Origin of the sequence: Sphingobium sp. LSP13-1-1.1, from assembly GCF_040676415.1 — a bacterium.
Classification (GTDB): domain Bacteria; phylum Pseudomonadota; class Alphaproteobacteria; order Sphingomonadales; family Sphingomonadaceae; genus Sphingobium.
Map to the genome: position 1 here is coordinate 447207 of NZ_JBEGHU010000023.1, position 15999 is coordinate 463205.

Sequence of the window (15999 nt, forward strand, 5' to 3'; positions counted from 1 at the left end):
GGCCTGTTGCGACAGCCACCCCTCAATGAAAATCGCGCGATTGCGGCAATATCCGAACATCGCGCGGATGTCCGCGGGCGTGATCGTGGCGCATGCGGGAAGGTTCCTGCACATCGGTTTGAGAAAGCCGCGACAATTCCGCAGTCCGGTCGTGCACGCGGGAAGCCATCAGGTGGACCACGCCTTCCTTGCTGCGCTGCACTTCCCCTTCGACCAGCATCAGTCGCGACGCCATGACCGGGCGCCGCTGCAGTTCGAACAGCCGTGCCCACAGCAGGACATTGGTGATCCCCGTCTCATCCTCGATGGTGATGAAGACCGCATTGCCCTTGCCCGGCCGCTGCCGCACCAGCACCACACCGGCGGTCTTCACCAGCGTCCCGTTCTTCGCCGCCGAAGTCCGGGCACAGCTCAGCACCCCCTCCGCCGCGAAGACCGGGCGCAGGAATTGCATCGGATGCCCCTTGAGCGACAGGCGCGTCACCAGATAATCGGCCTCGACATGTTCGGACAGAGCCATGGCGGGCAGCATCGCATCCGGCTCTTCCCCCAATTCCTGCGCCTTGGCGGCGGCAAACAGGGGCAGTTCATTCGCGGGCGTCCGCCGCGCTTCCCAGAGGGCGGCCCGCCGGTCCCGTCCCAGCGACCGGCAGGCATCGGCATCTGCCAGCAACCGCAACGCCCGTGCCGGCAATCCCGCGCGCCGCGCCAGTTCTTCCATGGTGGAAAACAGCCCTTCCTTCCGCGCCGCGACCAGTTGCTTCGCCCAATCCTGTCGAAAACCATCCACCTGACGCAGTCCCAGACGCAGCGCCAGAGCCCGTCCCTCCCCCTCGCCCCGCCCGCTGTCCCGCGACCGCAGCAGCGGTTCGAGCGCATTGTCCCACCCGCTCATATTCACATCGACATCATGCACGGTGACGCCATGATCCCGCGCATCCCGCACGATCTGGGCGGGAGCGTAAAAGCCCATGGGCTGCGAATTGAGCAGCGCGCAGGCGAACACCGCGGGCTGATGACATTTGATCCAGGCCGACACATAGACCAGCCGCGCGAAGGACAACGCATGGCTTTCGGGAAAGCCGTAGCTGCCAAAACCCTCGATCTGCCTGAAGCAGCGTTCCGCGAATTCCGCTTCATAACCCCGCTTCACCATGCCCCTGATCATCTTCTCGCGAAAATGGTGAATGGTGCCGACATTGCGGAATGTCGCCATGGCGCGGCGCAGGGCATCGGCTTCCGTCGGGGTGAAATCCGCCGCAACGATGGCAAGCTTCATCGCCTGCTCCTGGAACAGCGGCACGCCATAGGTCTCGCCAAGCAGTTTCTCCAGCTCATCGGCTGGCCCATGATGCGGCGACGGTCGCGGATAGCTGACCTTCTCATCCCCGCATCGTCGCCGCAGATAGGGATGGACCATATTGCCCTCGATCGGTCCGGGGCGGACGATCGCCACCTGCACGGTCAGGTCATAGATCGAACGCGGCTTCAGGCGCGGCAGCATGTTGATCTGCGCCCGGCTTTCGACCTGAAAGACGCCGATGCTGTCGCCCTTGCACAGCATGTCGTAGACGGCCTCATCCTGCGCATCGAGATCGACCGTCAGCTGATGGTCGCCCAGCCCCTGTTCCCGCATCAGGTCGAACGCCCGGCGGATGCAGCTCAGCATCCCCAGCGCCAGCACGTCGACCTTCATCAGACCAAGGGCGTCGATGTCATCCTTGTCCCATTCGATGAAACTGCGATCCTCCATCGCCGCATGGTGCAGCGGCACCGTCTCGTCGAGCCGGTTCTGCGTCAGCACGAATCCCCCCACATGCTGCGAGAGATGACGCGGAAAGGGCTGGGACAGCAATTGGTCGACGATCGCCTTCAACTGCGCGATCTGCGGATTGTCGAGCGCGAAGCCCGCCTCCACGATCCGCGCATCGTTCATGTCGCTGGAATAGCTGCCCCAGACCGTGCTGGAGAGGCGGGCGGCCACATCCTCGCTAAGGCCCAACACCTTCGCCACTTCCCGCACGGCGCTGCGCGAACGGTAATGGATGACGGTCGCGGCGATCCCGGCACGATGGCGGCCATAGCGTTCATAGATATATTGCATGACCTCCTCGCGCCGCTCATGCTCGAAATCGACGTCGATGTCGGGCGGTTCATTGCGTTCTTCGGATACGAAGCGCGAAAAGAGCAGATCGTGCCTGAGCGGGTCGATGGACGTCACGCCCAGCAGGAAGCACACCATGCTGTTCGCCGCCGATCCGCGTCCCTGGCAAAGGATTCCCTTCGTCCGGGCGAAGGCGACGATGTCATGCACGGTCAGGAAATAATAGGCATAGTTGCGCTTGGCGATGAGACCGAACTCTTCTTCCAGCAACTGGCGCGCCTTCCGGGGAAGACGCGCGCCATAGCGGGCGTGAGCGGCGGACCAGGTCAATTCCTCCAGCCATTGCTGCGCCGTCCATCCTTCCGGCACGGGCTCATGGGGATATTCGTAGGAAAGCTGATCCAGCGTGAAATGCACCCGGTTCAGGAACCCTATGCTTTCCGCCACCGCCTCGGGGCAATCGCGAAACAGATGGGCCATTTCGGCGGGACTATGGATATGCCTTTCCGCATTCGCCTCCAGCAAGCGTCCTGCCTTGGCGATGCCGGTGCCTTCGCGGATACAGCTCAGCACATCCTGCAAGGGGCGCTGCGCCGCGCCGGCATAGAGCGCGTCCATGGTCGCCAGCAATGGTACGCCCGTCGCCACGGACAAAGCCTTGAACTGCGCCAGCCGCCGCGCGTCCCGTCCGTCCCGGCGCAATGCCGCCGCCAGCCAGACCCGGCGCGGGGCAAGGCGCGACAATCGGGCCAGCAATCCTTCCAGGTCGGACGGAGCAGGCGGCGGCACGAGGCTGAGATGACCCTGCCTGATCGCTTCCTTCGACGGCCGGTCGTCATAATCATATTTCACCGGCTGGCGATGCGCGGTCTGCCGGGTCGCGGTCGAGCCAGGCATCACGATCAGCAGCAGGTCATCCAGATAAGCCGTCAGATCCTCATAACGCAGGATGCAATCACCCTTCACCGATCGGAGATTGCCGACGGTCAGCAATTTGGTGAGTTCGCCCCAGCCCCGCCGCGTCGCCGGATAGGCGACGATGTCCGGCGTGCCGTCCACGAAGACCAGCCTGGCGCCGACGATCAGCCGCAGGTCGGTCCGGCAGGCGCGCTCCTCCTCTGCATCGAGTTCCAGCGGCTGTCCCGCTTCCTTGCGCGCCTCCAGCAAGCCGGCGCGCATCCGTTCGGGCCAACGCTTGCGCGCGACATGGGCGCGAACTACTCCGGCGACGCTATTGCGGTCGGCTATTCCCAACCCTTCAAGCCCCTGGGCAATAGCGCATGTCACCATGTCCTGCGGATGGGATGCGCCGCGCAGGAAGGAGAAATTGGTGGCCGCCACCAACTCGGCAAAGGGCGGCGCCTCCGGCCCGACCGGCGGAGGCTCGCCGCGCGATTTGCGCCGCCCCTTTTCCCGCCCGGCCTCCAGCGCATTCCGTTCGCGCCTGTCGATGGATCTGGGCCTGGACGGATCAGGCCCCTTGCCATGCCGTTTCATGCGAACAGGCCATGGATGTACCAGCCGGGATGCTCTGCCTCGGCGCCGTAAAGGCCATGACGAAAAATCCAGTAACGCCGTCCACGCGCATCCTCGACCCGGTAATAATCGCGGGTCAGCCCCACGCTTTCGCCTTCCAGCGCGCCATCGCTGGCGGTCCACCACTGGGGCGCGATGCGTTCGGGGCCTTCATAGCGCGTCACTTCATGCAATACCTTGCGCCACCGGAAACGATGGGGCGGGCCGTCGGGCACCTCTGCCACCACATCGATCGGCTGGGGCGGATCGAACAGATGGAGCGGGCGCATGGGCGGTTCTTCCTGCGCGCCTTGCGGCCAGTTCATGGGCGCCCGGCTTTCCACTGCGGGCAGTGCAAGCTGGGCCTGTTCGGGGATATGGCTGTCCCTCGGATGAAGCCGCTGGATGCGCGCCCGGCCCGCCCGGATCGACAGCCGGTCGACCAGGGCGGAGACGCTTTCCTCGCGACGTGCTTCTCCACCCTCCAGCGCCAGTTGCGTCGGCGCCATCGGTTCTGTCTGCGGCACCGTGAGGCGCAACATGTCGAAACCGAAACCGGGATCGAGCGGATCGGACAGCGCATCGATCCGTTCCTGCACCAATCGCATGATCGCAGGCGCATCGCGCACCGGCAGGCCCGTTTCCACCCGCAATGGAAAGGCAAGGCCATCGCTGCGAAAGAACAGCGCCTCGAAGCGCCGCCCCCCCTGGCCGCGTTCGCTGAGGCGATCCCCCGCCTCGGTCGCCATCTCCTCCAGCGTCCTGAGGGCAAAGGCGGTGCTGCCCATGGGTTCGGCAAAACGCCGCTCGATCCGGATCGCCGGGCGCAACTGCCGGGGTGCGAGCGGCCGCCGGCCAAGGCCGAGCAGGTTATTCAGCGCATCCACAGCCTCCTCGCCGAAGCGCGACGCCAGCACCGCCGCCGGTCGCGCTGCCAGATCGCCCACGGTACGAAGCCCCGCGCGACGCAGCGCCACCGCGCTTCCCTCCTCCAGCCGCAATGCCTCCACCGGCAGGCGTCGCAGCGCGGCATCCTCATCCGCCGTCGCCCCGACCGGAAAACGGCACAGGGCGTGCGCACCCTCCGCCGTTCCGGCAAGGGCATGACGCACCCGCATGCCATGGCGCTCCAGCCGTTCTGTCGCTTCGCGCGCCAACATCTCCTCGCCGCCCCAGAGATGCGCACAGCCGGTAATATCGAGCATCAGGCCGAAGGGCGAATCCAGCGCCGCCACCGGCGTATAGCGGGCGCAACCGTCGCACAGCCGCTCCAGCCAATCCTGATCGCCATGGGGATCGGCATCGAACACGCGCAGATCGGGCTCGCGCGCACGCGCATCGGCCAGCGTCATGCCGGGCGTCAGGCCCAGTACCAGGGCATCCGCGTCGAGCGTCGCGAGCCGCATCGCGCCGCGCACCTGCTCAACGACGACGCCCGGCCCTTCGCCCTGCGCCGTCCAGAGATCAGGCCGCGCGATCCGCAGCCGGTCGATCGGCAGGAACGGGAACCACAGCGCCAGATAGCGGCGCCTGCCGATCTCGTCCTGCGCCGTCCTTTCCGCCTGCATCCTGCCCGCTGCCATTCCGTTCCCAGGCATCCTGTTCCCAAGCGCCCTTTCCAAGGTCATGGCGTTCATCGCGCCCACCTCCACTCTGTTCAAACATGCCCAGGCCATTGTCCCAGACCAGCCGCCAGCCAAGCCCATCCCGCCCCGCCCGCCGCCGCATCAGATACAGGTCGAAGGCGCTTCTGCCCGGCCCGCCTCCCGGCAAGGTCGGTGAGGGCGCCGCCGCCACGCGCCAGCGCGTGTCCGCTGCGCTGGGCACTGGGTCGCCGCCCACGCGCAGCATGAAGGCCGTGACGCCGGATGCCTCCGCCGCCAGCGCCAGCCGCCGGCTGGCCGTCAGGTCGAGCAAAGGCGCCGGACCGCGCAATTCCACCACCAGCGATCCCAAGGCAGGGCAACGCAGCGCATCGACCGCCGCCCGCAACAGCATGGCATCATCGGCCATCATGCCGATCAGCAGCCGCGACGGATCAATGCCCAATGCCGCCAATCCGGGGCCATAGAGCATCCCTCCGGCCCGACCGGCCGCCGCCGTGCGCAGCCAGAGCAAAGGCGCTTCTCCTGCCGCCAACCTCGCGAGGATGGAGGCCAGGCCTGCCGCCGCCGCCATTTCCTCCGTCGCGGCGAAGAATTCATGCACCCGGCCCCGCGCCAAACCTCCATCCAGCGCCTGGTCGAGCGGGGCATATCCAGTTTCCACGCGCGCATGCGGCTGCGCGGCTGGAACGCTCTCCAGCGATGCGATATGCCGCCTGAGGGCAGCAAGGGTCTTCACCGACTCAGCCATATAATGTTCCCTATTTGTTCTTTTCGTCCCGATGACGCGCCCTGTCAATCGGGTGCGCAAGGGACGAGCCGGAAAGACGCAGGCGACGGACGATGCAGCCGCGCTGCGCTTATGGGAATGTGCCCGCCCTATGCCATGAGGCCAGGCTCCGGCAGGTCATGCCTTGGCCGAAAGAGCGCTCAGTTCCTCCAGGTCCAGGTCGCGCTCCAGTTCCTGAAGCGTCTTTTCGTCAATCTCTCCGGTCCGGTGGAGGCGCAGCAATTCCGCCCGACCCGCGGCGATCGCCTTCAGCACCAGATCGAAATGAGCGTGGAGCGTCTCCGAAAACTGTTCCTCCTGCCCGGCATAGTCGGCCGACAATTCGGCATGGCGCCGATACCGTTCGAGCAGCCTTGGATGAAGCAGCGTGCCCTCCGCATCATAGGCGTGCCGCTCCACGACGCCGACCTGCGCCTGTGCCATGGCGGCTTCGGCCTCGCTCATCGTCATGCGCGGGCGGTCGCTTTCCGGTTCCTCCAGCTTCACCAGCCGGATCACGGCGCCCAGCGTCGTTCCCTGCAGCAGCACGGTGCCGATGATGACAGCGAAAGACGCCGTCAGGATGAAGTCGCGGCCGGGGAAGTCCGCCGGGACGCTGAGCGCCACGGCCAGCGTCACCACCCCGCGCATCCCCGCCCAGCTCAATATGGTGGCCGCCCGGAACCCCATAGGGCGATAACCGCACAGGCCGGTTGCCCTCAGCCCGGCGATCACCGCGTCCGATCCGAAAACCCAGAGGAAACGGGCGACGGTCAGCGCCGCCAGGATCGCCAGGACAGGCAATGCCATCTCGTCCACCACCACCCCGAAACCGCCGACGCGTTCGATCACGTCGCGCAGCGACGATCCGATGAGGAGGAACACAAAGGCCTCCATCAGGAAGATCATCACCGCCCAGAAGGCCGTGCCGTTCATCCTGACCATGGCAGGGAAGACGACATGCTGGTACCAGCCGCAGATAAGGCCGGTGGTGACCGTCGCGATCACGCCCGAGACATGGATGGATTCCGCCAGCAGATAGGATGCCCATGGCGCCAGCAGCGAGGAAGCGATCATCAGATATTTGTCGTCCAGCCGCTTGACCGCCAGCACCCAGAGCGCACCGACGGCGATGCCGATCAGCGCGCCGCCCGCGGCCAGGATGACGAAGCTCTGCAAGGCGTCGACCATGCTGAAGGCGCCAGTGGCTACCGCAGCTATAGCGAAGCGGAAGAGCACCAGCCCCGTGGCGTCGTTGAACAGGCTTTCCCCTTCCAGCAGGATGGAGAGGCGGCGGGGCAAATGGACACGCTGCAACACGGCGCGGGCGGACACGGCGTCAGGCGGCGAGACAATGGCGCCCAGGGCCGCGCAGGCTGCCCAGGGCAGGCCCGGCACCAGCCAGTGCGCAACCACGGCCACGACGACCGTGGTGAAGACCACCGCCCCCAGGGCAAGCGCCATTATGCCGAACATATGCCGCCGAAGGTGCCGCAGCGCGATGAACCAGGCGCCATCCATCAACAGCGGCGGCAGGAAGATCACGAGCACCAGTTGCGGGTCGAGCGAGATCACCGGCAAGCCCGGCAAAAAGGCGAACAGCGCGCCCCCGGCCAGCAGCGCGACGGCCGGCGGCAGGCCCAGCCTGTTGGCCGCATAATGCAGGACGATGATCGCCAGCAGCATCACGATCACCAGTTCGAACATCTCCATCGGGTGCATATCTCCCTCTTCCAATCGGCTGGATAGCCGCTGGCGGACCCCGGACCAAGCGGGCGGCGATCAAGACCCCTATGAAAAGCGCCACAGTCCATCCAGAAAGGCAATATATGCAATCAATGCGTGGAGTGGTCCTGCCCCATGACGGAGAAAAAACTGCCCTGGTGGCGCGGCGCCGCCATTTACCAGATCTATCCCCGCAGCTTCGCCGATTCCAATGGTGACGGCATAGGCGACCTTCCGGGCATCACCGCGCATCTGCCCTATGTCGCATCGCTTGGGGTGGATGCCATCTGGCTTTCTCCCTTCTTCAAGAGCCCCATGCGCGATTTCGGCTATGACGTGTCGGACTATTGCGATGTCGACCCGATCTTCGGCACGCTTGCGGATTTCGACGCCCTGGTGGCACGGACGCATGAACTGGGCCTGCGCATCATCGTCGATCAGGTCTGGGCGCATACGTCCGATGAGCACCCCTGGTTCGTCGAAAGCCGCTCAAGCCGCGACAATGCCAGGGCGGACTGGTATGTCTGGGCCGATCCAAAGCCGGATGGAACGCCGCCCAACAACTGGCAGTCGGTTTTCGGAGGCCCGGCCTGGACCTGGGATGCGCGGCGCGGCCAATATTATATGCACCAGTTCCTGACTCAGCAGCCGCAACTGCACCTGCATCATCCTCAGGTGCAGGAAAGCGTGTTCGACATCATCCGCTTCTGGCTGGACCGGGGCGTCGACGGTTTTCGTATCGACGCGATCAACCATTCGATGCACGACCCGCGACTGCGCGACAACCCGCCCGCCCCCGAAGACGGCAAGGTCCGCACGCGCCCCTTTGATTTCCAGATCAAGAAATACAGCCAGAGCCATCCCGACATTCCACTGTTCCTGGAAAAGGTCCGGAAAGTCTTCGACGAATATGAAGACCGCTTTACCGTGGCCGAAGTCGGCGGCGAAAACAGCGACATCGAAATGAAGGCCTTCACCCAGGGGGATAGCCGGCTGAACACCGCTTATGGCTTCGATTTTCTCTATGCGCCGGACCTGAACGCCGATTTCCTGAGGACGGCGCTTGTCAAATGGCCAGCCCAGACTCATGCGGGCTGGCCAAGTTGGGCGTTCGAAAATCACGATGCTCCCCGCGCCGTCTCGCGTTGGGCCAAGGGCTTGGATGCGGAAGCCTATTGCCGGATGAAGATACTGCTGCTGGCCTGTCTGCGCGGCAATATCTTCCTTTATTATGGCGAGGAGCTGGGGCTGCCGCAGGTCGACATCGCCTTCGAGGATCTGCAGGATCCCGAAGCCATCGCCAACTGGCCGCTGACCCTATCCCGCGATGGCGCGCGAACGCCGATGCCATGGCGGTCCGATGCGCCCTATATGGGGTTTTCCGAGGCCAGGCCGTGGCTGCCGATGGGGGAAACGCATCGCGCGCTCGCCGTCGACGTGCAGGAGGCGCGGCCGGATTCCCTCCTGCACTGGACGCGACGGGTGCTGGCGCTGCGCAATGGGTCGCTTGCATTGCGGGCGGGCGCCATCCATTTCCGGGACGCTCCCGATGACCTGCTCCTTTTCGAACGCGCGCATGAGGATGAACGGCTGCTCTGCGCCTTCAACCTCGGCAGCCAGCCAGTCGCCTGGGCCCTCCAGGAGCCGTGCCAGCCACTGCTGACGACAGGCGGAGTGGAAAACCGGCTCTTCCCGGCGGCGTCCGGCATGGTTGCAAGGATCGTCACCCCGGCACGATAATATCCATCGCCCTCATGCTGCACCGAGCGGTCGGCGCGCAACAAACATGCGGAAAGCGGATATTTTCTTAATCCAGATCAAATCGCCGCGCGAACTTTCGGCTTTCCGTAATTTCCTGGCCGGTCGGTCCCATAGAAGGGGGACCGGCGGTGCCGTTCGCTGTCATCTGGTCGGATTTGCATTCGGCAAGTGGAAAAAGCGCGCCATCCGCGATTGTTCCGGGTCACTCTTTTCCATCACGCAAAACATGGTGGCTGCACGCTCGGCGGCCTCGGCCCGTGCATTGGCCGCTGCGGCATCCTGTTGCGCGACCGCCGCGGTGGAAGCCTGCATCTGCGCGTCGGCGTCGGCGCGCTGGCGGCTCTCGCCAATGGCCGTATCCGCAAATTGCTGCGCCTCGACCGCGGCACGGATCGCCGCCTGCTCCTTGTCGCTCTTGAGCTGCTCGTGCGCCAGCCGTAAGGACGCCTCCACGCGCGCGGCCCAATAGGAGGCCGCGCAAGCGCCGGAAGTGGAAATCCGCCCTTTGCAGTCCGTCAGAACGGAAGTCCGTCCCGGTGCGATCAGCCTACGAAGGCGCGCTCGATCACATAGGCGCCCGGCGCGGCGTTGGAGCCTTCGGCAAAGCCCTGTTCCTCGAAATAGGCGCCGAACTGCTTGATCATCTCCATGCTGCCGCACATCATGATCCGGTCGGTTTCCGGATTGAACCTCGCCTCGCCCGGAATGCCTTCGAACAAGGTGCCGGTTTCCATCAGCTTGTCGATGCGCGCATTGTTCCGAAACGGTTCGCGCGTCACGGTCGGCACATAGTGAAACTGGTTTGCCGCCTGCTCAGCCACCAGCGGATCTTCCGCCAGCTTGCCTGACAGCTCGTCATGAAAGGCAAGGTCGCTGACACGGCGCACCGAATGCACGACCACGACCTGCTCATAAAATTCGTAGACGTCCGGATCGCGCGCCAGGCTGAGGAAAGGCGCCAGGCCCGTGCCGGTCGACAGCATAAACAATCGCTTGCCGGGCAACAAGGCGTCGGTGACGAGCGTCCCGGTCGGCTTGCGCCCAAGATAGATCTGGTCGCCCGGCTGGATCAATTGCAGCCTGGACGTCAGCGGGCCGTCCTGCACCTTGATCGACAGGAATTCCAGTTCCTCGTCCCAGGCGGGGCTGGCGACGGAATAGGCGCGCAGCAGCGGCTTGCCATTATCGCCTTGCAGGCCGATCATCACGAACTCGCCCGACCGGAAGCGGAAGCTGGCCGGCCGCGTGATGCGGAAGCTGAAAAGATGCTCGTTCCAATGCCGCACCGACAGCACGGTTTCCACGGAAAGCGCGCCGGTCGGTTCCAATGCCGGCTTTTCGATCGTCACGTCGTTCAAACCTTTTCCCCTGCCAGATTCAGGGCGACTGTCGCTGGGCAAGAGCGTCAGTTGCGTCAGCTTCGCAATAGGCGATGCAGCGCGAATGCCCCCTGGGGCGTTCCAAGGCAAGGTGAAAAAACTTGTCGGGGCGAAAGCTGATGGCCATCCGCCTCGGTTCAGGACCGCGGGCAAAGGGGCGGCACTGCCCGGCGTCCGGGAACACAGCAGGAAGGATCGCCGGGTCGCGGCCCAAGCAATGCACGATAGGCGGGCAAGCAGGCACCGTCCCGCATCCGCTCGCTGAAGGAAGATAGGCCATGCGCCTGCGCTTGGCCGCTCAACAGCATGGCAATGGCGGCGGCGCCGCGCAGCAGACCCCCCGGCATGATGACTTCCCCTGCTTCGGACACCGACACGTCCATCCCCAGGGCCAGCTTATAAGGGATTCTCTATCCAAAAGCATACCCCATCGGGGGTATGCTTTCACCATCGGCAGTAAAAGCCGGTCGATAATGCCCGCTTACCATCGCGATCCCGGCCCCCTGGACAGGGAAGGCCGCGCGAATTGTCAGCCGAAGAGACCCTTTGCAAGGCCACCCAGTTCGTTGAGCGGATTGCCGTCGCCGTCCCGGTCGAACAGCCCGCCGATCTTCGACAATATCGCTTCAGGTCCGCCGAACTGCGCAAACAATTCCTGCAATTTGTCGGCCGACACGCCATGCTCGGCAGCCGTGGTCGCAAGAGCTGCGACATCGGTTTCACCCGCCCCGATCTTGCCGCCTATTTCGCTCATCAGGGCCTGCATCTGCTCAGGCTGAAGGCCGATCCTGGCGGCCACCGCCTCCAGTCCGCCCATATTTCCGATCAAATCGTCAAAAAGCGCCATAGCTCATGTCCCGCCAATGATTTGCCACAGGATAGCATTGCGGCCGGCAGATCGAAAGCGAAAGAGGTTGGCCGAGAACGAAGGAGGCCGGAAGATCTCTCCACCGGCCTCCTTCGAAAGGGGTCGCGCCTGTCAGGCGGCCGTCAGTGCCGCCTCGCGCACGGAGGCGTCGACATGATTTTCGAACTGGGCGAAATTGTCGACAAACTGCTTTACCAGCTTGCCCGCCGTCTCGTCATAGGCCGCCTTGTCGTTCCAGGTCGCCCGCGGATCGAGGATGGTCTTATCGACGCCCGGCACCGCCACCGGCACCTGGAACCCGAAATTGGGGTCGGTGCGGAATTCGGCATCGTTGAGGCTGCCGTCCAGCGCCGCGTTCAGCAACGCGCGGGTCACCTTGATCGGCATGCGCTGGCCAACGCCATATTTGCCGCCGGTCCAGCCGGTATTGACCAGCCAGCAGGTGACGCCGCCCTTGTTGATCCTCTCCTTCAGCAGATTGCCGTAGACCGACGGATGGCGCGGCATGAAGGGCGCGCCGAAGCAGGTGGAGAAGGTCGCCGAAGGCTCCGTCACGCCGATCTCGGTCCCCGCGACGCGCGCGGTATAGCCCGACAGGAAGTGATACATGGCCTGGTCCGGCGTCAGACGCGCAATCGGCGGCAGCACGCCATAGGCATCGGCGGTCAGGAAGATGATGTTCTTCGGCACCGGCCCCAGATTCTTCTCCGACGCGTTCGGGATGAAGTCGATCGGGTAGGAACCGCGGCTGTTCTCGGCCAGACTGTTGTCGTCCAGGTCAATCTCGCGCGTTTCCTCGTCGATCACGACATTTTCCAGCACCGTGCCGAAACGCTTGGTGGTGGCGAAGATCTCCGGCTCGGCCTCGGCCGACAGGTTGATCATCTTGGCATAGCAGCCGCCCTCGAAATTGAAGACGGCGGTGTCCGACCAGCCATGCTCGTCATCGCCGATCAGCGTGCGGCTGGCATCGGCCGACAGGGTGGTCTTGCCCGTGCCCGACAGGCCGAAGAAGACGGCGGTGTCGCCGTTCGGGCCGATATTCGCCGAACAGTGCATGGGCATCACGCCGCGCGTGGGCAGCAGATAGTTGAGGATGCCGAACACCGACTTCTTCATCTCGCCGGCATAGCGGGTGCCGCCGATCAGGATCAGCTTCTCGGTGAAGTTGACCGCGATGACGGTTTCGCTGCGGCTGCCGTGGCGCGCCGGATCGGCGCGGAAGGTCGGCAGGTCGATGATCGTATATTCTGGCATGAAGCCCGCCAGCTCATCCGCGCCCGGACGGACCAGCAGCGTGCGGATGAACAGGTTGTGCCACGCGAATTCGTTGATGATGCGCACATTGACGCGGTGCTCGGGCTGCGATCCGCCGAACAGGTCCGCGATGTAGAGCTTGTCCTTCTGTCCCAGCGCCGCGAAAAAGTCGGCCTTGAGAGCGGCGAAATGCTCCGGCGTCATGGGGACGTTGGTCTTGCCCCACCAGACGGTGGATTCGGTTCCCGCGTCCCTGACGATGAACTTGTCGCTGGCCGACCGGCCGGTATGCTTGCCCGTCTTTACGACCAGCGGGCCGTCCTTGGCCAAAATGCCTTCGCCATTGGCGAGCGCGGCTTCGACCAGCGGCGCGGTACCCAGATTCCAATATTGAACAGCGCCGGTGGAAATACCCTGCTGATCGAGGGTGAAAGGGGATTTGGCCTGCACGCCTATACTCCTGAATATCATTATCGGTCCGCCTCCCAACGCCGCGATCTTCCTGCCGCTTGGCGCCGTCTGCTGCAGACGCATCGGGCATAGGCCTTTGCATAAAGCGCGTCAAACCCCCGAAAACTTCACGCCTGCTGCATTTATCCCGAATTCCCATGACTACACCGCATAATCCCCCTGCCGACCTTCCTTGCGGGGGCAGCCGGGTTCGTCTAACGCAGGGACATTCCTCTTGCCGACGATTTTCGGGACGCAGCATGACCGCAACCATCGCCCTGGTGGACGACGACAAGAACATACTGACCTCCGTCTCCATCGCGTTGCAGACGGAAGGTTTCCTGACACGCCTCTATTCGGATCCGGAAGCGGCACTGAAGGCGCTGATCGAAAACCCGGCCGATCTGGCCGTGTTCGACATCAAGATGCCCCGCATGGACGGGCTGGAACTGCTGCGGCGGCTGCGTGAGAAAAGCCATATGCCGGTCATATTCCTGACGTCCAAGGCCGATGAGCTGGACGAGGCGCTAGGCCTTGCCATGGGGGCAGACGATTATATCAGCAAGCCCTTCTCCCAAAGGCTGCTGATCGCGCGCATCCGGGCGATCCTGCGCCGGTCGGAGGCCCGCAAGGTGGACGCCGCACCGGACGAGCCGGTCGCCGAACCCATCGTGCGCGGCCGGCTGGAAATGGACCCCGCCCGCCACCGGGTCAAATGGATGGGCCGCGACGTGACCCTGACCGTCACGGAATTCCTGATCCTGGAAACGCTTGCCGCCCGCCCCGGCGTGGTCAAGAACCGCAACCAGTTGATGGATGCCGCCTATCAGGACGACGTCTATGTCGACGACCGCACCATCGACAGCCACATCAAGCGCCTTCGCCGCAAGTTCCGCGAAGTCGACCCCGAATTCAACGCGATCGACACCCTCTATGGCGCCGGCTACCGTTTCTCCGAAGAAGCATGACGCGGGCGCCGGGTGGAGCTGGTCCGGCCGGATCAGCCTGACCCCGCGCATCCTGGCGGTCAATGTGTTCGCGCTGGCGCTGCTGGCGGGCGGCTTCTTCTATCTGGACAGCTACCGCACGCGCATCGTCGACGACCGGTTGCAGCAGTCGGCGCGGGAATTGAAGCTGCTGGCCATCGGCCTGGAAAACGCACCGGCCGACCGGCAGAATGCGCTGATCGCCGCCTATGCGCGGCAGACGGAGGACCGGGTCCGCCGCTATGACGCAGCCGGACGGCTGATCGCGGACAGCTTCACCATGAACGCGCCGCGCTATCGTCTGCGCGTGCCGGAGGAGGAGGAATGGCAGCGCCATGTCGCCCGCTTCCTCGACAGGGTGATCGATCGGGTCGTGTCCGCCGACCGGCCGCCCAATTTCGAGGAACCGGCGGTCGATCGGGCGCAGGCCTGGCCCGAACTGGTGGCGGCGCGCGGCAGCGGCCACACACAGGCGGTGAACCGCTATGCGCCCGATCGCACCTTCATGATTTCGGCCGCCGTCAACGTGAAGGACGGCACCAGCCTGCTCGCGACCGAAAATGCCCGCGACATCACCCGCACTGTCCGGGCAGAGCGCTTCCGTCTGGGCATGGTCCTGGCGGCGGCGGTGCTGGCCTCGATCCTGTTGTCGCTGTTCCTGGCGCGCACGATCGTGCAACCGCTTCAGCGCCTCGCCCGCGCCGCGGTGCGCGTACGCCTCGGCCGGGCGCGCGAGGTAACCGTGCCGCGCCTGCCCGACCGGCGGGACGAAATCGGCATGCTCGCCCGCGCCCTTTCCGACATGAGCCATGCGCTGCGCCAGCGGATCGACGCCACTGACGCCTTCGCCGCCGATGTCAGCCATGAGCTCAAGAACCCCATCGCCTCGCTGCGCTCCGCCCTCGATGCGCTCGACCGGGTGGACAAGCCGGATCTGCGGGCGCAGCTGATGGCGATCGCGCAGGACGATGTGCTCCGGCTCGACCGACTGGTGACCGACATTGCCGAAGCGTCCCGCATCGATGCGCAATTGTCCCGCACCCGTTTCGAGCCGATCGACCTTGGCCTGTTGATCGAAAAGATGGTCGTTGCCCGCGAAGCGCGCGGCGTGCCTCGCGGCGTCGGCCTCGCCTTTGCCCGTCCGCGCAAGAATGTCGCTGTGGTGCTGGGCGAGGAACAACGGATCATCCGCGTGCTCGACAACCTCATCGACAACGCGATCTCCTTCTCCCCCGACGACGGACTGGTCCAGATCGTCGCGACCGTGGCGGACAATGAAGTGCTGGTCAGCGTCGAGGACCAGGGGCCAGGCGTCCCGAAGTCGGAACGCGAACATGTCTTCCGCCGGTTCCACAGCGTCCGGCCGGAAAATGAAGCGTTCGGCAAGCATTCGGGCCTCGGCCTCGCCATCGCCCGCTCCATCGTGGAGGGGCATCAGGGCAAGATCAGCATTGCGGACCGCCAGGACGCGCAGAGCGGCGCCTGCTTCATCGTGCGGCTGCCCATGGCGGTCGAGCGCGATCCGGGCATCATATCGGAATAAGGATGCAAAGCGGGAGCCGATCCGCCCCACCAACTGCG

11 protein-coding genes are annotated in these 15999 nt (G+C 64.7%); 3 read left to right on the top strand and 8 right to left on the bottom strand.

Going from position 1 to position 15999, the window contains the following annotated elements:
• Positions 1–22 precede the first annotated feature (22 nt).
• The 4 genes from MRBLSP13_RS14305 to MRBLSP13_RS14320 form a co-directional block, all read right to left on the bottom strand.
• Positions 23–3601, bottom strand: coding sequence for an error-prone DNA polymerase (locus MRBLSP13_RS14305; RefSeq protein ID WP_363755173.1), 3579 nt, complete (start codon positions 3599–3601; stop codon positions 23–25).
• On the bottom strand, positions 3598–5187 hold the full coding sequence (locus tag MRBLSP13_RS14310; RefSeq protein WP_363755270.1) for a Y-family DNA polymerase: 1590 nt from the start codon (positions 5185–5187) through the stop codon (positions 3598–3600). Before MRBLSP13_RS14310 ends, MRBLSP13_RS14305 begins: the two co-directional genes overlap by 4 nt.
• Entirely contained in the window at positions 5084–5974 is an 891-nt protein-coding gene (locus MRBLSP13_RS14315) for an ImuA family protein (protein WP_363755175.1), read from the bottom strand. Before MRBLSP13_RS14315 ends, MRBLSP13_RS14310 begins: the two co-directional genes overlap by 104 nt.
• Positions 5975–6130: 156 nt before the next feature.
• The gene (locus tag MRBLSP13_RS14320) at positions 6131–7714 is read right to left on the bottom strand and encodes a Na+/H+ antiporter (RefSeq protein ID WP_363755177.1); all 1584 of its coding nucleotides are present in this window, start codon (positions 7712–7714) and stop codon (positions 6131–6133) included.
• Positions 7715–7852: 138 nt separating this feature from the next.
• Between MRBLSP13_RS14320 and MRBLSP13_RS14325 the strand changes: the two genes are divergently transcribed.
• Positions 7853–9457 carry an alpha-amylase family glycosyl hydrolase gene (locus tag MRBLSP13_RS14325; protein WP_363755179.1) on the top strand — a complete coding sequence of 535 codons (1605 nt, stop codon included), beginning with the start codon at positions 7853–7855 and terminating at the stop codon, positions 9455–9457.
• Between the two features lie 162 nt (positions 9458–9619).
• Here MRBLSP13_RS14325 and MRBLSP13_RS14330 read toward each other — a convergent pair whose 3' ends face one another.
• From MRBLSP13_RS14330 to MRBLSP13_RS14345, 4 genes are all read right to left on the bottom strand, one after another.
• Entirely contained in the window at positions 9620–9931 is a 312-nt protein-coding gene (locus tag MRBLSP13_RS14330; RefSeq protein WP_363755181.1) for a hypothetical protein, read from the bottom strand.
• Between the two features lie 89 nt (positions 9932–10020).
• Positions 10021–10836: a ferredoxin--NADP reductase gene (locus MRBLSP13_RS14335; protein WP_363734448.1), complete on the bottom strand. Its 816-nt coding sequence runs from the start codon at positions 10834–10836 to the stop codon at positions 10021–10023.
• Positions 10837–11386: 550 nt separating this feature from the next.
• A complete protein-coding gene (locus MRBLSP13_RS14340; protein WP_133654826.1) occupies positions 11387–11704 on the bottom strand; it encodes a hypothetical protein in 318 nt (105 codons plus the stop codon).
• A gap of 132 nt (positions 11705–11836) precedes the next feature.
• Positions 11837–13432 (bottom strand): phosphoenolpyruvate carboxykinase, encoded by a 1596-nt coding sequence (locus MRBLSP13_RS14345; protein WP_363755183.1) that lies wholly within the window; start codon positions 13430–13432, stop codon positions 11837–11839.
• Between the two features lie 260 nt (positions 13433–13692).
• Between MRBLSP13_RS14345 and MRBLSP13_RS14350 the strand changes: the two genes are divergently transcribed.
• Positions 13693–14400, top strand: coding sequence for a response regulator transcription factor (locus tag MRBLSP13_RS14350; RefSeq protein ID WP_363755185.1), 708 nt, complete (start codon positions 13693–13695; stop codon positions 14398–14400).
• The gene (locus MRBLSP13_RS14355) at positions 14366–15961 is read left to right on the top strand and encodes a stimulus-sensing domain-containing protein (RefSeq protein WP_363755187.1); all 1596 of its coding nucleotides are present in this window, start codon (positions 14366–14368) and stop codon (positions 15959–15961) included. Before MRBLSP13_RS14350 ends, MRBLSP13_RS14355 begins: the two co-directional genes overlap by 35 nt.
• The last annotated feature ends 38 nt before the right edge of the window (positions 15962–15999 follow it).